This window comes from Serpentinimonas sp. SMBJO2 (genome assembly GCF_056341105.1).
Window position 1 is genome coordinate 1,291,000 of the sequence record NZ_CP150628.1, and the last position, 17,480, is coordinate 1,308,479.

At 66.6% G+C, this 17,480-nt stretch carries 11 protein-coding genes and 1 pseudogene; 10 read left to right on the forward strand and 2 right to left on the reverse strand.

Annotated elements, in window-relative coordinates; all coding sequences use genetic code 11:
• Nucleotides 1–114: 114 nt before the first annotated feature.
• Together AAAZ40_RS06025 and AAAZ40_RS06030 are read right to left on the reverse strand one after the other, a co-directional pair.
• Entirely contained in the window at nt 115–885 is a 771-nt protein-coding gene (locus tag AAAZ40_RS06025) for an oxygen-binding di-iron domain-containing protein (protein WP_476661634.1), read from the reverse strand.
• A gap of 252 nt (nt 886–1,137) precedes the next feature.
• Nucleotides 1,138–1,791 (reverse strand): GntR family transcriptional regulator, encoded by a 654-nt coding sequence (locus tag AAAZ40_RS06030; RefSeq protein WP_476661635.1) that lies wholly within the window; start codon nt 1,789–1,791, stop codon nt 1,138–1,140.
• Between the two features lie 429 nt (nt 1,792–2,220).
• Here AAAZ40_RS06030 and scpA point away from each other — a divergent pair, with 429 nt between their 5' ends.
• From scpA to zapE, 10 genes and pseudogenes are all read left to right on the forward strand, one after another.
• Nucleotides 2,221–4,371: a methylmalonyl-CoA mutase gene (scpA, locus tag AAAZ40_RS06035; protein WP_476661699.1), complete on the forward strand. Its 2,151-nt coding sequence runs from the start codon at nt 2,221–2,223 to the stop codon at nt 4,369–4,371.
• 90 nt (nt 4,372–4,461) lie between these two features.
• Nucleotides 4,462–5,616, forward strand: coding sequence for a methylmalonyl Co-A mutase-associated GTPase MeaB (gene meaB / locus AAAZ40_RS06040; protein WP_476661636.1), 1,155 nt, complete (start codon nt 4,462–4,464; stop codon nt 5,614–5,616).
• Between the two features lie 34 nt (nt 5,617–5,650).
• A complete protein-coding gene (locus AAAZ40_RS06045; RefSeq protein WP_476661637.1) occupies nt 5,651–7,183 on the forward strand; it encodes an acyl-CoA carboxylase subunit beta in 1,533 nt (510 codons plus the stop codon).
• A 20-nt stretch (nt 7,184–7,203) separates the two neighbouring features.
• Complete coding sequence (locus AAAZ40_RS06050; RefSeq protein WP_476661638.1) at nt 7,204–9,297, forward strand: ATP-binding protein; 2,094 nt, start codon at nt 7,204–7,206, stop codon at nt 9,295–9,297.
• Between the two features lie 32 nt (nt 9,298–9,329).
• Entirely contained in the window at nt 9,330–9,842 is a 513-nt protein-coding gene (locus AAAZ40_RS06055; RefSeq protein WP_476661700.1) for a VOC family protein, read from the forward strand.
• A 91-nt stretch (nt 9,843–9,933) separates the two neighbouring features.
• Complete coding sequence (locus AAAZ40_RS06060; protein ID WP_476661639.1) at nt 9,934–10,197, forward strand: hypothetical protein; 264 nt, start codon at nt 9,934–9,936, stop codon at nt 10,195–10,197.
• A 241-nt stretch (nt 10,198–10,438) separates the two neighbouring features.
• Nucleotides 10,439–13,319, forward strand: a pseudogene (locus tag AAAZ40_RS06065) (2-oxoglutarate dehydrogenase E1 component).
• A gap of 108 nt (nt 13,320–13,427) precedes the next feature.
• Entirely contained in the window at nt 13,428–14,699 is a 1,272-nt protein-coding gene (gene odhB, locus AAAZ40_RS06070) for a 2-oxoglutarate dehydrogenase complex dihydrolipoyllysine-residue succinyltransferase (RefSeq protein WP_476661640.1), read from the forward strand.
• A 16-nt stretch (nt 14,700–14,715) separates the two neighbouring features.
• Nucleotides 14,716–16,164 (forward strand): dihydrolipoyl dehydrogenase, encoded by a 1,449-nt coding sequence (lpdA, locus tag AAAZ40_RS06075; RefSeq protein ID WP_476661641.1) that lies wholly within the window; start codon nt 14,716–14,718, stop codon nt 16,162–16,164.
• Nucleotides 16,165–16,237: 73 nt separating this feature from the next.
• Nucleotides 16,238–17,476 carry a cell division protein ZapE gene (zapE, locus tag AAAZ40_RS06080; protein ID WP_476661642.1) on the forward strand — a complete coding sequence of 413 codons (1,239 nt, stop codon included), beginning with the start codon at nt 16,238–16,240 and terminating at the stop codon, nt 17,474–17,476.
• Nucleotides 17,477–17,480 lie beyond the last annotated feature (4 nt).

Here is a 17,480-nt window from a genome sequence, read left to right on the forward strand (position 1 = left end):
TGAGGGCATGGCATGGGCAGGAAAAGGCCGGTCTTCGCATTGAAGGCCGACCCGGCCCGCGCCGTCACGCCTGACAGGCAAGGGGCGGGCAGACGCAGCGCTTTGCTGCCGCGCTCACTTGGGAATGGCGTAGTCCGCTTGCGTCAGGTGGTCGATGCCGCAGCTCAGGGTCTCGATCCAGTCGATGAATTCTTGCACCGCCGGGCCGCTCAGCGGCGCACCGTGTTGCGGCACGATCATGCGGATGGGCAGCAGCTGGCGGGCCATGTTGGCCCATAGCCTGAGCACCTTTTGCGAGACCATGTAGCGGCGGTGAAAAGCCTCTATGCGGGGGAGGTTCGGCGCCAGCGAGGTGATGGGTTGGGCGGCGTCGGCCGAGGTGCCCAGCGACACGCCCAGATCGCCCGAGAACAGGATGCGGCTGACGGGATCCCAGAACTGAAAGTTGCCCTCGGCGTGCATGAAATGCGCCGGCAGCGCCACGATCTCGCTGCGGCCCAGCGGAATGCGCATGCCCGCATCCGGGATGCCAACGATGCGCCCGGCGGTCTTGCCCGGCTTGCAGAAATGCGGCGCAAACCGCTCCCACAGGCGCGAAATGTACAGCGTGGCCTGGGTGCTGGTCATCCAGCGATCGAGCGAAGCGATGATGTCCGGATCGGCGTGCGAGGCCAGGATTTCGGTCAGTTTGTGGGGCGGAAAAAAGCGGTTGATGCTGAGGAGCAGCTCGTTGTAAGCCACGTTGCCACCGGGGTCGATGATGGCGCCTTGCTGCTCGTCAACGATCAGAAACTGGTTGGCCTGCACCGCTTCGCCGCCCTCGTCGCTCAGGTGCGCGAACATCAGGCAGACGTGATTTTTGTGGTTGTAGAGTTCAATGGCCATGACCAGGGGATTCTAGTGTGGCGTTGCGCGCTATCTGGAACATAAAACCGCGCCTTTTCGTCCCTGCTGTCGTTGCAAATCCGCGCCATAGTGGCACTATGGCTGTGGTTTGCGCCTAAGCAGGGCCAAAAATCCATCGGTTTTATTTGTCCCATCAAGCGCGCAACACCACACTAGAGGCGATTGGTCACCACCCTGGTAGTGGTCGTGGGCCAGAGCGCGGCACCAGAATGAAAAAATATAACAGAAAAATCAGATGGCGGCCTGCATCCCATGCTCGAAATGCTGGGCCATGAGGCTGCGGGCGGCGGCCGCGTCGCGCTGCCCGATTGCGGCCATGAGCGCACGGTGTTCGAGCAGCGACTCGTGCAAGCGGCCCTCGCGCAAGAGCGAGCCATGGCGCTTGAGCTTCATGACCTGGCGCAGGTCGGACACCACTTGGGCGCGCCAGCGGTTGCCGGAAATGTCGAGCAGTTGCCGGTGAAAGGCTTCGTTGAGAGCAAAAAAGCGTTCGCGCGCGCCGGTCTGCGCATCGGCAGCGGCCTCGAGTTGCTGGTGCAGGTCTTGCAGCTGCTGCAGTTGCTCCGCACTGGCGCGGCTGCAGGCAGCGGCGGCGGCGTCGGCTTCGAGCAACGCCAGCAGTTCATAGACTTCGCGCAGGTCTTGCTCCGAGACTTCGGTCACGTAGGCGCCGCGGCGCAGCTTCATGGTCACCAGGCCTTCGGTGGCCAGCACCTTGAGCGCCTCGCGCAGCGGCGTGCGGCTGATGCCCAGCTCCTGGGCGATGCGCAGCTCGTCGATCCAGCTGCCGGGGGCCAGTTCGCGGCTGAAGATGCGCTGGCGCAGCCGCTCGGCCACTTCCTGATAGAGGGCGGTGCGTGGGGCGAGTGCGGTGGCAGCGGACATGGGAGCGGCTAGTGCAGTGTCTCGCAAATGGCTTGACAGGATGAAGCCGATGGATTCTTGCGCCAGGCAAGGCGCAAGCCCGCAGCCATATGGTGCATATGGCAAGGGCTTGCAACGCGGCATGGCGGAAGAAGACGCGGTTTCATGTCGAGGTATTTGCGAGACACTGCACTATGAAGGGCGGGGAGTCAAAGTCGGGCCGTGTCGGGTCATGGCGGGCGTTTGCGGGTGCTGGAGCTTGAACAGGGGCAAGTGCGCAAGCCGTGGGCAAAGCTTGCACCGAGCTGACCAGGGATTGTACGCTCGATTGGATTTTGCATCGATAATTATGAATCATGGTGTAGAATGGGCGCGTGCGCCGGCACGGGGTCGGCGCGGTGCGTGCGTGTGGGCTTGCCGGCCATGGGTCCGGTGCAAGGAGAGTGGTTCATGTCGGGTTCCGAGTTCAAGGCGGCTGCGCTCCAAGACTGGCAAGCCGCTGCAGCGCAGTCGCTCAAGGGGCGAGCGGTGGATGCGCTCGACTGGATCACGCCCGAAGGCCTGCGCGTCAAGCCGCTCTACACCGCCGCCGACCTGCAAGGCCTGCCCTACACCGACACCTTGCCCGGTTTTGCGCCCTACATCCGCGGCCCGCAAGCCACCATGTACGCGGTGCGCCCTTGGACCATCCGCCAGTACGCCGGTTTTTCTACCGCCGAAGAATCGAACGCCTTTTACCGCCAGGCGCTGGCCGCCGGCGGACAGGGTGTGAGCGTGGCCTTCGACCTGGCCACGCACCGCGGCTACGACAGCGACCACCCGCGCGTCACGGGTGACGTGGGCAAGGCCGGGGTGGCGATCGACTCGGTCGAAGACATGAAAATCCTGTTCGACGGCATCGACCTCGGGCAGGTGAGCGTGAGCATGACCATGAACGGCGCCGTGCTGCCGGTGTTGGCCGGTTACGTGGTGGCGGCCGAAGAGCAGGGTGTGGCGCAGGAGCAGTTGAGCGGCACGATCCAGAACGACATCCTCAAGGAGTTCATGGTTCGCAACACCTACATCTACCCGCCTGAGCCCTCGATGCGCATCATCGGCGACATCATCGCCTACACCGCCAAGCAGATGCCCAAGTTCAACTCGATCAGCATCAGCGGCTACCACCTGCAGGAGGCCGGCGCCAACCAGGCGCTGGAGCTGGCGTTTACGCTCGCCGATGGGCAGGAGTACGTGCGCACCGCCATGGCCAAGGGGCTGGATGTGGACGACTTCGCGCCCCGCCTGAGCTTTTTCTGGGCGGTGGGCATGAACTTTTACCTCGAGATCGCCAAGATGCGCGCGGCGCGTCTGCTCTGGTGCCGCATCATGCAGGGCTTTGGCGCCAAGAAAGACAAAAGCCTGATGCTGCGCACGCACTGCCAGACCAGCGGTTGGAGCCTGACCGAGCAAGACCCGTACAACAACGTCGTGCGCACCACCATCGAGGCGCTGGCGGCGGTGTTTGGCGGCACGCAGAGCCTGCACACCAACAGCTTTGACGAAGCGATCGCGCTGCCGACCGAGTTTTCGTCGCGCATCGCGCGCAACACCCAGCTCATCATCCAGGAAGAAAGCCAGATCACGCGCGTGATCGACCCCTGGGCCGGCAGCTACCTGATGGAAAAGCTGACGCAGGACATGGCCGACGCGGCCTGGGCGATCATCGAGGAAGTCGAGGCCATGGGCGGCATGACCAAGGCCGTGGACAGCGGCTGGGCCAAGCTGCGCATCGAGGCCAGCGCGGCCGAAAAACAGGCCCGCATCGACTCGGGGCGCGACGTGATCGTGGGCGTGAACAAATACCGGCTCGAGCAGGAGGCGCCGGTGGACATTCTGGAAGTGGATAATCACAAGGTGCGCGAGCAGCAGATTGCGCGCCTGCAAGCCATCAAGGCCAGCCGCGACGGCACGGCGGTGCAGGCGGTGCTGGCCGAGCTGACGGCGGCGGCCGAGTCGGGGCAGGGCAATTTGCTCGAGCTCTCGATCCGCGCCATGCGGCTGCGCGCCACCGTGGGCGAGGTCTCGGATGCGCTGGAGCAGGTTTTTGGGCGCCACCGCGCCGACACACAAAAGGTGACCGGGGTGTATGCGGCTGCTTACGACCATACCGAAGGCTGGGCACGGCTGCAGGCCGAGATCGCCGAGTTTGCCCAGGCCCAAGGCCGCCAGCCGCGGGTGTTGATCGCCAAGCTCGGCCAGGACGGGCACGACCGCGGCGCCAAGGTGGTGGCCACGGCCTTTGCCGACCTCGGTTTTGACGTCGACATCGGGCCGCTGTTCCAGACGCCCGAAGAATGCGCGCGCCAGGCGATCGAAAACGATGTGCACGCGGTCGGCATCAGCACGCTGGCGGCGGGCCACAAGACGCTGGTGCCCGCGATCATCGAAGCCCTCAGGCGCCAGGGTGGCGACGACATCATCGTGTTTGTGGGCGGCGTGATTCCGCGCCAGGACTACGACTTCCTGTACCAGGCCGGCGTCAAGGGCATCTACGGCCCTGGCACCCCGATCCCGGCCAGCGCCAAGGACGTGCTCGAGCAGATCAAGCAGGCGCTGGCTTGAGCGCCGACCCAGGTTTGTCATACAGTCAAGACCGTATTGCAACAGCGGGGTAAGCGCCATGGCCGTCTCAGTCCGACTCGATCTTTGGTGATGCACGCCCTCCTGCCCGATCTGCTGGGGCCGCCCAATGCGGCGCAGCGCCGCGCCCTGGCCAAGGCGATCACGCTGATCGAATCGAGCCGCGCCGAGCACCGCCTGCAGGCCCATGCGCTGCTCGACGCGCTGCTGCCGCACACCGGACGCAGCCTGCGGCTGGGCATCAGCGGCGTGCCTGGGGTGGGCAAGAGCACCTTCATCGAGGCCCTGGGCCTGTACCTGATCGGCCAGGGGCAGCGCGTGGCGGTGTTGGCGGTGGACCCGTCGAGCAGCGTCTCGGGCGGCTCGATACTGGGCGACAAAACGCGCATGGAGCGCCTGAGCAGCGACGAGCGCGCCTACATCCGCCCCAGCCCGAGCCGGGGCCAACTGGGCGGCGTGGCCGAAAAAACGCGCGAAGCCATTTTGCTCTGCGAAGCCGCCGGCTACGGTGTGGTGATCGTCGAGACCGTGGGCGTGGGCCAGAGCGAAACCGCCGTGCACGGCATGACCGACCTGTTTTGCCTGCTGCAACTGCCCAACGCCGGCGACGAGCTGCAGGCGATCAAAAAAGGCGTGATGGAGCTGGCCGACCTGGTGCTGATCAACAAGGCCGACCTCGACCCGGCCGCCGCCACCCGGGCCCGGGCGCAGATCGTGGCGGCGCTGCGCCTGTTTGGCTGGCACGGCGAGCCCGCGCCCGCGCCCGAGGCGGATGCAAGCGACGCGAGCGCAACCCACGCAACCGCCAGTGCGCAGCGCGCCCCCGCATGGCAGCCGCAGGTGCTCGAGTTCAGCGCCCTGAGCGCCGCGCGGGCGCAACCCACAGGCGCCGCCGCGCAGGCGCCGCCCACACCCCCCAGCGCGCACCGCTTCGACGCCTTCTGGGCGGCGGTGACCGAATTTCGGCGCGTGCAGCAGGCCAACGGCCAGTGGCAGGCGCGGCGCCAGCGCCAGGCCAGCGCCTGGATGTGGGCCTTGATCGAGGCCGGGCTGAAGCAGCGCTTTGCCGCCCACCCGCAGGTGCGGGTGCGCCTGCCCGCGCTGGCGCAGCAGGTGCAGGCCGGGCAGTTGGCGCCGTCGAGCGCTGCGCACCAGCTGCTGGCGCTGCTCGAACCCGCACCACCCCCGCAAGCGCCCGCGCCGCCAGCCGCCGCGTGCCCCCCTTGACATTCCAGTCCAACCCCCCGGAGCCCACAGTCCCATGCAAGACATCCTCGACCAACTGGAGCGCAAGCGCGCCGCCGCCCGCCTCGGCGGTGGGCAAAAGCGCATCGACGCCCAGCACGCCAAAGGCAAGCTCACCGCGCGCGAGCGCATCGAAGTGCTGCTCGACGAAGGCAGCTTTGAAGAGTGGGACATGTTCGTCGAACACCGCTGCAGCGACTTCGGCATGGCCGAGCAGCGCATCCCCGGCGACGGCGTGGTCACCGGCTACGGCATGATCAACGGCCGTCTGGTGTTCGTTTTCAGCCAGGACTTCACCGTCTTTGGCGGCGCCCTGAGCGAGGCCCACGCCGAAAAAATCTGCAAGATCATGGATCAGGCCATGAAGGTCGGGGCGCCGGTGATCGGCCTCAACGACTCGGGCGGCGCACGCATCCAGGAGGGCGTGGCCTCGCTGGGTGGTTACGCCGAGGTGTTTCAGCGCAACGTCTGCGCCAGCGGCGTGATTCCGCAGATCAGCCTGATCATGGGGCCGTGCGCCGGCGGCGCGGTGTATTCGCCCGCCATGACCGACTTCATCTTCATGGTCAAGGACAGCAGCTACATGTTCGTCACCGGCCCCGAAGTGGTCAAAACCGTGACGCACGAAGAAGTCACGGCCGAAGAACTCGGGGGTGCGAGCACCCACACCAGCCGCAGCGGCGTGGCCGATCTGGCGTGCAACGACGACGTCGAGGCGCTGCTGATGCTGCGCCGCCTCTACAACTACCTGCCGCTCAACAACCGCGAAAAAGCCCCGCTGCGCCCCAGCGGCGACCCGATCGACCGCGCCGAACCGAGCCTGGACACGCTGGTGCCAGACCACCCCAACAAAGCCTACGACATGAAGGAGCTGATCCTCAAAACCGTGGACGATGGCGACTTCTTCGAACTCCAGCCCGACTACGCCCAAAACATCATCGTCGGCTTTGCGCGCATGGACGGCCAGACCGTGGGCATCGTGGCCAACCAGCCGCTGGTGCTGGCCGGCTGCCTCGACATCAAGAGCAGCATCAAGGCGGCGCGCTTCGTGCGCTTTTGCAATGCCTTCAACATCCCGGTGATCACCTTCGTCGATGTGCCCGGCTTCATGCCCGGCACGGCGCAAGAGTACGGCGGCATCATCAAGCACGGCGCCAAGCTGCTCTATGCCTATGCCGAATGCACGGTGCCCAAGATCACCGTGATCACGCGCAAAGCCTACGGCGGTGCCTACGACGTGATGAGCTCCAAGCACCTGCGCGGCGACGTCAACCTGGCCTGGCCGAATGCCGAAATTGCCGTCATGGGCGCCAAGGGCGCGGTCGAGATCATCTTTCGCGAAGAAAAGAAAGACCCGGCCCGGCTGGCGCAGCGCGAGGCCGAATACAAGGCGCGCTTTGCCAACCCCTTTGTCGCCGGTGCGCGCGGCTACATCGACGACGTGATCCTGCCACACGAAACGCGCAAGCGCATCTGCCGCTCGCTGGTCATGCTGCGCGACAAGAAACTCGACAACCCGTGGCGCAAGCACGGCAACATTCCGCTGTGACGGCCCAAGGAGCGTACCCGATGTTCAAGAAAATCCTGATCGCGAATCGAGGTGAAATCGCCTGCCGCGTGATTGCCACGGCCAAAAAAATGGGCATCGCCACGGTGGCGGTGTATTCCGAGGCCGATCGCGAGGCGCGCCACGTCAAGCTGGCCGACGAGGCCGTGCTGCTGGGCCCCGCGCCCAGCCGCGAGAGCTATCTGGCGGCCGACAAGCTCCTCGCCGCCTGCCACGCCACCGGCGCGCAGGCGCTGCACCCCGGCTACGGTTTTTTGAGCGAAAACGAAGACTTTGCGCGCCGCTGCGAGGCCGAGGGCATCGTCTTCATCGGCCCCAAGGCGCACAGCATCGCCGCCATGGGCGACAAGATCGCCTCCAAAAAACTGGCACAAGCCGCCGGCGTGAGCACCATTCCGGGCTGGAACGACGCCATCGGCACGCCCGAGCAGGCGGTGCAGATCGCGCAGGGCATCGGCTACCCGGTGATGATCAAGGCCAGCGCGGGCGGTGGCGGCAAGGGGCTGCGCGTGGCCTACAACGACCAAGAGGCCTTCGAGGGCTTCAGCAGCTGCCGCAACGAGGCGCGCAACAGTTTTGGCGACGAGCGCGTGTTCATCGAAAAATTTGTGCAAGAGCCGCGCCACATCGAAATTCAGGTGCTGGGCGACGCGCACGGCCACGTGATCTACCTCGGTGAGCGCGAGTGCTCGATCCAGCGCCGGCACCAAAAGGTGATCGAAGAGGCGCCGTCGCCCTTCATCAGCGAGGCCACGCGCCGCGCCATGGGCGCGCAGGCGGTGGCGCTGGCGCAGGCCGTGCAGTACCAGAGCGCGGGCACGGTCGAGTTCGTGGTCGGCAAAGACCAGGATTTCTACTTCCTCGAGATGAACACCCGCCTGCAGGTCGAGCACCCGGTGACCGAGTGCATCACCGGGCTCGATCTGGTGGAGCTGATGATCCGTGTCGCCGCCGGCGAGCCGCTGCCGCTGACGCAAGCCGAGGTCAAGCGCGAAGGCTGGGCGATCGAGTGCCGCATCAACGCCGAAGACCCATTGCGCAATTTTCTGCCCAGCACCGGGCGGCTGCGGCGCTTCAACCCGCCACAGCCTACGCTTTTTGCAGCGGGAACGCCCTTTGCCAACGGCACCCCGGCCAGCGCGGACGCTGCCAGCGCCGCCTTTGGCGGTGTGCGCGTGGACACTGGCGTGTTCGAGGGCGGCGAGATCCCGATGCACTACGACTCGATGATCGCCAAGCTGATCGTGCACGGCCGCGACCGTGCCGACGCGATTGCGCGCATGCGCGAGGCGCTCAACGGCTTTGTGATCCGCGGCATCGGCAGCAACATCCCGTTCCAGTCGGCCCTGCTGGCGCACCCAGACTTCGTCTCGGGTCACTTCAACACCGGCTTTATCGCCCAGCACTACGCGCACGGCTTCAGGGCCGAGGACGTGCCGCACACCGACCCCGATTTTCTGCTGGCGCTGGCCGCCTTCGTGCGCCGCAAGAGCCGCGAGCGCGCCACCGGCCTCTCGGGCCAGTTGCCGGGCTATGGCGTGAAGGTGGGGCAGGATTACGTGGTCATCAGCCTGGCGGCCGATGGCGCGCACCGCTACACCCCGGTGCACGTGGACGAGTTCGTGGGCGAGAGCGGCTGCGCCTCGGTGCGCGTGGGGGCGCGGCACTACCAGCTGCGCTCGCTTTCGCGCCTCAACGACATCGTCATCAGCGGCCACTGCAACCAGCAGCCCTTCACGGCCCAGATCGAGCGCGGCGCGCCCGGCAACCCGCTGGCGCTGGTGCTGCAGCACAACGGCGCGCGCCTGCAGGCCATGGTGGTCTCGCCGCGCATGGCCGAGTTGCACCGCCTCATGCCTTTCAAGCGGCCGCCCGACCTGAGCCGTTTCGTGCTCTCGCCCATGCCGGGGCTGCTGGTGGACGTGGCGGTGCAGCCGGGCCAAAGGGTGCAAGCCGGCGAGCGCGTGGCGGTGATCGAGGCCATGAAGATGGAAAACGTGCTCTTTGCCGCCGCCGACGGCGTGGTGGCCAGGGTGCTGGCGGCCAAGGGCGAAAGCCTGGTGGTCGATCAGCCCATCGTGGAGTTCGAGCAGTGAGCGGCCCCCACGCGCCACCGCTGCGTGGGTCGCTGCCCCCCGAGGGGGCGGATCCGGCCGGCCCGGCGCCGGAGCGTTGCGGCACTCCCCGTCCCTTCAAGGTGCTGGGCGTGCAGCAGATCGCCATCGGCGGCCCCGACAAAGAGCGCCTGCGCCAGCTCTGGGTGCAGTTGCTGGGCTTGCAAGTCACGGGCAGCTTTCGCAGCGAACGCGAAAACGTCGATGAAGACATCTGCACCCTTGGGCGCGGGGCGCACGCGGTCGAGGTCGATCTGATGCAGCCCATCGACCCACAGGCCAAGCCGGCGGTGCACGGCACGCCGCTGAATCACATCGGGCTCTGGGTGGACGACTTGCCCGTGGCCGTGCAGTGGCTCACGGCGCAGGGGGTGCGCTTTGCCCCCGGGGGCATCCGCAAGGGCGCAGCCGGTCACGACATTTGCTTCATGCACCCCAAGGCCAGCGCCGAATTTCCCTACTCGGGCGAAGGCGTGCTGATCGAGCTGGTGCAGGCGCCGCCGCAGGTGATCGCGGCGCTGGGCTGAGGGGCTGGGGGGCTGGGCTGTGAGCGCATTCCGGCACCCAGGCGCCGCAGCTGTCAGAATGACGCCATTGCGAAGTTTGGAGGTGCACACCATGGGTAGGTTTGGATTGCGTGGCACCGCTGCGCTGCGCGGCCTGGCGCTGGTGGCGCTGGCGCTGGTGCTCGCGGGCTGCGCCAGCGTCAACCTCGGGGTTGCGGTGCCTTTGGGCCGTGGCGCCTCGGTAGGCGTGGGCGTGGGCAGCGATGGCCGTGTCGGCGTGGGCGTGGGGGTATCGGTGGGCGCGGGCAGCGTCAACGTCGGCACCAGCGGTCAGCTTCCCGTCAACAACGAGGCTCAAACTGTGCCGCAAAATTAGCCCGGACCGGCGCTAGGCGGTGGCCTCTCACGGCCCCCCGCGAGCCCCAAGCGCTGGCCTACAGGGCTCAGGAGACAAGCACAGATTTTTTCCTCTCAAGCCGCAAACGGTGGCACAATCGCGGAATTGCGTGGGCCCTTTACAGGCCCGTGTCGCATCCGCCAATCGGTGCAGCCGTGTCGCGGAAGGTTTTCTCAACCCACTTGTGTTTCCTGCAGGGAAACTGAAGGCGAGCGATTTCATGAACCAGACCCCTGGCGTCTATCAGGCCTATCAAGGCAATTCGTACCTGTTCGGCGGCAATGCGCCCTATGTCGAGGAGATGTACGAGAACTACCTCGCCGACCCGACCTCGGTGCCCGATTCCTGGCGCGACTACTTCGACGCGCTGCAGCACGTGCCGGCCCTCGACGGCAGCGCGGCGCGCGACGTGCCGCACCTGCCCGTCATCAACGCCTTTGCCGAGCGCGCCAAGCAGGGCGTGACGCAGGTCGTGGTGGCCTCGGGCGCCGACCCGGAGCTGGCGCGCAAGCAGGTCTATGCGCAGCAGCTCATCGCCGCCTACCGCAACGTCGGGCAGCGCTGGGCCGACCTGGACCCGCTCAAGCGCGCCGAGCGCGAGTCCATCCCCGACCTCGACCCGGCTTTTTACGGCTTTGGCGACGCCGATTTCGAGACGGTGTTCAGCACCAACAACACCTTCTTCCGGCGCGAGACCATGCCGCTGCGCGAGCTGCTCAACGCGCTGCGCGAAACCTACTGTGGCAGCATCGGGGCCGAGTTCATGTACCTGACCGACCAGACGCAAAAGCGCTGGTGGCAGGAGCGGCTTGAGGGCATACGCAGCAAACCCAATTTCAGCGTCGAGCAAAAGAAGCACATCCTTGACCGGCTCACCGCAGCCGAGGGCCTGGAGCGCTTCCTGCACACCAAATACGTGGGCCAGAAGCGCTTCTCGCTCGAAGGCGGCGAGAGCTTCATCGTCGCCATGGACGAAGTCATCCAGCAAGCCGGCGCCAGGGGCGTGCAAGAGATCGTGATCGGCATGGCGCACCGCGGGCGCCTCAATGTGCTGGTCAACACCCTGGGCAAGATGCCCAAGGACCTGTTTGCCGAGTTCGACCACACCGCCCCCGAAGACCTGCCCGCCGGTGACGTGAAATACCACCAGGGCTTCAGCTCCGACGTCTCCACCCCCGGTGGCCCGGTGCACCTGAGCCTGGCCTTCAACCCCTCGCACCTCGAGATCGTGAACCCGGTTGTGGAGGGCTCGGTGCGCGCGCGCATGGACCGGCGCGGCGACCGCAAGGGCGCGCAGGTGCTGCCCATTCTGGTGCACGGCGACGCCGCCATCGCCGGCCAGGGCGTGGTGCAAGAGACGCTGGCGCTGGCGCAAACGCGCGGCTACTCCACCGGCGGCACGGTGCACATCGTCATCAACAACCAGATCGGCTTTACCACCTCCGACCCGCGCGACGCCCGCTCCACGCTCTACTGCACCGACATCGTCAAGATGATCGAGGCGCCGGTGCTGCACGTCAACGGCGACGACCCGGAAGCGGTGGCGCTGGCGGCGCAGCTGGCGATCGAATACCGCATGACCTTCGCCAAGGACGTGGTGATCGACATCATCTGCTTTCGCAAGCTCGGCCACAACGAACAAGACACCCCGGCGCTGACGCAGCCGCTGATGTACAAGAAGATCGCCCAGCACCCGGGCACGCGCAAGCTCTACGCCGACAAGCTGGCGGCGCAGGGCCTGGGGGAAAACCTGGGCGACGACATGGTCAAGGCCTACCGCGCCGCGCTCGACGAAGGCCGGCACACGGTGGACCCGGTGCTGACCAATTTCAAGAGCAAGTTCGCCGTCGATTGGGCCCCGTTCCTGGGCAAGAAATGGAGCGACAGCGCCGACACCGCGATTCCGCTGGCCGAGTGGAAGCGGCTGGCCGAGCGCATCACCACCCTGCCCGCCAGCATCACGCCGCACCAACTGGTGAAAAAGGTCTATGCCGACCGCGCCGACATGGGCCGCGGCGAGCTCAATGTCGACTGGGGCATGGGCGAGCACATGGCGTTTGCCTCGCTGGTGGCCAGCGGTTATGCGGTGCGCCTGTCGGGCGAGGACTGCGGCCGCGGCACCTTCACCCACCGCCACGCCGTGATCCACGACCAGAACCGCGAGAAATGGAACGAGGGCACCTACATCCCCTTGCAGAACGTGGCCGACAACCAGGCCCCGTTCGTGGTCATCGACTCGATCCTGTCCGAAGAAGCGGTGCTGGGCTTCGAGTATGGCTACGCCTCCAACGACCCGAACACGCTGGTGATCTGGGAAGCGCAGTTTGGCGACTTCGTCAACGGCGCCCAGGTGGTGATCGACCAGTTCATCGCCTCGGGTGAGGTCAAGTGGGGCCGCGTCAACGGCATCACGCTCATGCTGCCGCACGGCTACGAGGGCCAGGGCCCGGAGCACAGCTCGGCGCGCGTCGAGCGCTTTTTGCAGCTCGCTGCCGACACCAACATGCAGTTGGTGCAGCCGACCACGGCGAGCCAGATTTTCCACGTGCTGCGCCGCCAGATGGTGCGCAACCTGCGCAAGCCGCTGGTGATCTTCACGCCCAAGAGCCTGTTGCGCAACAAGGACGCGAGCTCGCCCCTGAGCGAATTCACCAAGGGTGGTTTCCAGACCGTGATCCCAGAGCACAGCGCCGAGGTGGCCAAAAACGCCAGCGCCGTCAAGCGCATCATCGCCTGCTCGGGCAAGGTCTATTACGACCTGGTCAAAAAGCGCGAAGAAAAGGGCGCGCACGACGTGGCCATCGTGCGCGTTCGAGCAGCTCTACCCGTTCCCGCACAGGGCCTTTGCCGCCGAGCTCAAGCGCTACCCGAATGCGACCGAGATCGTCTGGTGCCAGGATGAGCCGCAAAACCAGGGCGCCTGGTTCTTTATCCAGCACAACATCCACGACAACATGCTCGACGGCCAGCGCCTGGGCTACGCCGGCCGCGCCGCTTCGGCCTCGCCGGCGGTGGGCTACGCGCACCTGCACCAGGATCAGCAAAAGACCCTGATCGAAGCCGCATTCGGCAAGCTCAAGGGCTTCATCCTGAGCAAATGAGCCCTGCGCCTGCGGGCGCATGCCTCCACACCCAGCACACGCGAAATTTAGCCCAGCCACGTCAAGCCGTTTAGACACCCAGCACACGCATTCAAGGATCGAACCATCATGGCGCTCGTAGAAGTCAAAGTCCCGCAGTTGTCGGAATCCGTGGCCGAAGCCACCCTGTTGCAGTGGAAGGCCAAAGTCGGCCAGCCGGTCACGGCCGATCAAATCCTGATCGACATCGAGACCGACAAGGTGGTGCTCGAAGTGCCGGCGCCGGCCACGGGCGTGCTGGCCGAGTTGCTGGTGGCCGACGGCGGCACGGTGGTCTCGGATCAGGTGATCGCGCGCATCGACACCGAAGGCAAGGCAGCGGCTGCCGCCCCTGCCGCCAGCGCCAAGGCCGCCCCGGCCGCTGCGCCGGCCACTGCCCCGGCCGCCAGCCAGGCAGGGGCCAGCGCCGCCGGTGTGGCCATGCCGGCCGCCGCCAAGCTGTTGGCCGAGCACCAGCTGAGTGCCGCCGCCGTGGCGGGCACGGGCAAGGACGGGCGCGTGCTCAAGGGCGACGTGCTGGCGGCCGTGGCCGCCGGCGCTGCCGCCCCGGCCAAGGCCGCCGCCCCGGCTGCGGCCATCCCCACCGGCGTGCCGACCCAGGCGCTGCCGCAAGTGGCGGCCCCGAACATCGACCTCGGCCAGCGCCCCGAGCAGCGCGTGCCCATGAGCCGCCTGCGCGCCCGCGTGGCCGAGCGCCTGCTGCAATCGCAGGCCACCAATGCCATCCTGACCACCTTCAACGAGGTCAATATGGCGCCGGTGATGGAAATGCGCAAGCGCTTCCAGGAGCGCTTCGAGAAGGAGCACGGCGTCAAGCTGGGCTTCATGAGCTTCTTCGTCAAGGCGGCGGTGCACGCGCTCAAGAAGTTCCCGGTGGTCAACGCCTCGGTCGATGGCAACGACATCGTCTATCACGGCTATTTCGACATCGGCATTGCGGTCGGTTCGCCGCGCGGGCTGGTGGTGCCGATCATCCGCAACGCCGACCAGCTCGGCTTTGCCGAAATCGAGAAGAAAATCGCCGAGTTCGGCAAAAAAGCCCAAGAAGGCAAGCTCGGCATCGAAGAGATGAGCGGCGGCACCTTCTCGATCTCCAACGGCGGCACCTTTGGCTCCATGCTCTCGACGCCGATCATCAACCCGCCGCAGTCGGCCATTTTGGGCGTGCACGCCACCAAAGACCGGGCCGTGGTGGAAAACGGCCAGATTGTGATCCGCCCGATCAACTACCTGGCGCTGAGCTACGACCACCGCATCATCGACGGCCGCGAAGCCGTGCTCAGTCTGGTGGCGATGAAAGAAGCGCTCGAAGACCCGTCGCGCCTGCTGTTCAACCTCTGAGCCGGAGCGCCCTACCATGAGCCAAATATTTGATGTGATCGTCATCGGCGCCGGCCCCGGCGGCTACGTGGCCGCCATCCGCGCCGCCCAGCTCGGCTTCAAGGTGGCGTGCATCGACGCCTCGAGCAACGCCGACGGCGGCCCGGCCCCGGGCGGCACCTGCACCAACGTCGGCTGCATCCCGTCCAAGGCGCTGCTGCAATCGTCCGAGCACTACGAGCACGCGCGGCTGCACTTTGCCGAGCACGGCATCAGCACCGGCGCCGTGAAGATCGACGTGGCCCAAATGCTGGGCCGCAAAAACACGGTAGTCAAGCAAAACAACGACGGCATCCTGTACCTGTTCAAGAAAAACAAGGTGGCGTTTTTCCACGGCCGCGCCAGCTTTGTGCAGGCTGGCGCTGCCGGCTACCAGATCGCCGTGACCGCCCCCGCAGCCGCCGCAGAGGGCGCCCAGCCGCAGACCCTGAGCGCCAAACAGGTGATCGTGGCCACTGGCTCGAGCGCGCGCGAGCTGCCCGGGGTGCCCTTCGACGAAGTCCACGTGCTCTCCAACGACGGCGGCTTGCGCTTAGGCGCGGTGCCCAAGCGGCTGGCGGTGATCGGCTCGGGCGTGATCGGGCTCGAGCTCGGTTCGGTCTGGCGCCGCCTCGGTGCCGACGTCACCGTGCTCGAAGGGCTGCCGACTTTTCTGGGCGCGGTCGATGTACAGATCGCACGCGAAGCCAAGAAGGCCTTCGACAAGCAAGGCCTGAAGATCGAGCTCGGGGTGCAGGTGGGCGAGATCAAGGCGCTCAAAAAAGGCGTATCCATCGCCTACACCAACGCCAAAGGCGAGCCGCAGACGCTCGAGGCCGACAAGCTGATCGTCTCGATCGGGCGCGCACCCAACACGCAGGGGCTCAACGCGCAGGCGGTGGGCTTGCAGCTCGACGAGCGCGGCGCCATTGTGGTCGATGCCGACTGCCGCACCAACCTGCCCGGCGTCTGGGCGGTGGGCGATGTGGTGCGCGGCCCCATGCTGGCGCACAAGGCCGAAGAAGAGGGCGTGGCGGTGGCCGAGCGCATCGCCGGCCAGCACGGGCACGTGAACTTCGACACCATCCCTTGGGTGATTTACACCAGCCCCGAAATTGCTTGGGTGGGCCGCACCGAGCAGCAGCTCAAGGCCGACGGCGTGGCCTACAAGGCCGGCACCTTCCCGTTTTTGGCCAACGGCCGCGCGCGCGCGCTGGGCGACACCACCGGCATGGTCAAAATGCTGGCCGACGCCGCCACCGATCAAATCCTGGGTGTGCATATCGTCGGGCCCATGGCCAGCGAGCTGATCGCCGAAGCGGTGCTGGCGCTCGAGTTCAAGGCCAGCGCCGAAGACATCGCGCGCATCTGCCACGCCCACCCCAGCCTGAGCGAAGCCACCAAAGAAGCGGCGCTGGCCGTGGACAAGCGCGCGCTCAACTTTTAAGGGGTTGAGAGGCATGCCTCTCAGCCTCAAAGCCCTAGGCACAGCCGGCCCTGCAATGCCCGAGCCCAGCGCGATGAGCGGACTGCCCGATCCAGCCGCCGAAGCGGGCAGCGCCTCCTCGCTCGATGCCCCGGTGGCCACGCCGGCCGAGCGGGCGGCGTTGCAGCAGGCCCGGTCGGCGGCCCAAGCAGCTGCTGCGCCGGCCCCCGCTTGGGCCCCAGTGCGCGCCCTCTACGAAGCCGAGCTGCGCCAACGCGGCTACCAGAGCGACCCGGCGCAGCTGCGCGCCGTCGAGGCGCTGGAGCGTTGCGCCGCCGAGTGGACGCACTTCAAGCAGCGCCGCTCCAACGCCCTCAAGAAGTTCATCAACCGCCTGCCCATACCGCGCGGGGTGTATCTGTACGGCGGCGTCGGGCGCGGCAAAAGCTTTTTGATGGACTGCTTTTACAACGCGGTGCCGCTGCGGCGCAAGACGCGGCTGCATTTTCACGAGTTCATGCGCGAGGTGCACCGCCAACTGGCCGAGCTGCAGGGCACCGTGAACCCGCTCGACGAGCTCGGGCGGCGCATGGCGGTGCGCTACCGGCTGGTGTGTTTCGACGAGTTCCACGTCGCCGACGTCACCGACGCCATGATCTTGCACCGCGTGCTCGACGCCATGCACAAATACGGCATCGGCATCGTCACCACCAGCAACTTCCACCCCGACGGCCTGTACCCCGACGGCCTGCACCGCGACCGCATCCTGCCGGCCATCGAAGGGCTCAAGCGCCACATGGACGTGCTCAACGTCGATCACGGCGTCGACTACCGTCAGCGCACGCTCGAGCAGCTGCCGCTGTACCTGTGGCCGCTGAGCCCCGAAGTCGAGGCGCAGATGGAGGCGGCCTTTGAGCGCCTGGCCGAGGCGCGTGACCAGGAGCCGCTGCTGCAGATCGAGGCGCGCTCCATCCGCGCCATCCGGCGCGCCGGTGGCGTGGTGTGGTTCGACTTTCGCACCCTGTGCGGCGGCCCGCGTTCGCAGAACGACTACCTCGAGCTCGCCAACCAGTTCCACACCGTGCTGCTCAGCCACGTGCCGCACTTGCCGGTGAACATGGCGGCGCAGGCGCGGCGCTTCACCTGGCTGGTCGATGTGCTCTACGACCGGCGCGTCAAGCTCATCGTCTCGGCCGCCGTGCCGCCCGAGCAGCTCTACACCGAGGGCCCGCTGGCGCACGAGTTCCCGCGCACCGTCTCGCGCCTGAACGAGATGCAGTCGCGCACCTACCTGCTGCAGGCGCGGCGCGAGGTCGATACCGGGCTGACTTGAGACC

Bases quoted from the DNA above. Each gene is read 5' to 3' on its own strand.
- AAAZ40_RS06025 (WP_476661634.1), bottom strand. From the start codon at position 885: ATGGCCATTGAACTCTACAACCACAAAAATCACGTCTGCCTGATGTTC.
- AAAZ40_RS06030 (WP_476661635.1), bottom strand. From the start codon at position 1,791: ATGTCCGCTGCCACCGCACTCGCCCCACGCACCGCCCTCTATCAGGAA.
- scpA (WP_476661699.1), top strand. From the start codon at position 2,221: ATGTCGGGTTCCGAGTTCAAGGCGGCTGCGCTCCAAGACTGGCAAGCC.
- meaB (WP_476661636.1), top strand. From the start codon at position 4,462: ATGCACGCCCTCCTGCCCGATCTGCTGGGGCCGCCCAATGCGGCGCAG.
- AAAZ40_RS06045 (WP_476661637.1), top strand. From the start codon at position 5,651: ATGCAAGACATCCTCGACCAACTGGAGCGCAAGCGCGCCGCCGCCCGC.
- AAAZ40_RS06050 (WP_476661638.1), top strand. From the start codon at position 7,204: ATGTTCAAGAAAATCCTGATCGCGAATCGAGGTGAAATCGCCTGCCGC.
- AAAZ40_RS06060 (WP_476661639.1), top strand. From the start codon at position 9,934: ATGGGTAGGTTTGGATTGCGTGGCACCGCTGCGCTGCGCGGCCTGGCG.
- odhB (WP_476661640.1), top strand. From the start codon at position 13,428: ATGGCGCTCGTAGAAGTCAAAGTCCCGCAGTTGTCGGAATCCGTGGCC.
- lpdA (WP_476661641.1), top strand. From the start codon at position 14,716: ATGAGCCAAATATTTGATGTGATCGTCATCGGCGCCGGCCCCGGCGGC.
- zapE (WP_476661642.1), top strand. From the start codon at position 16,238: ATGAGCGGACTGCCCGATCCAGCCGCCGAAGCGGGCAGCGCCTCCTCG.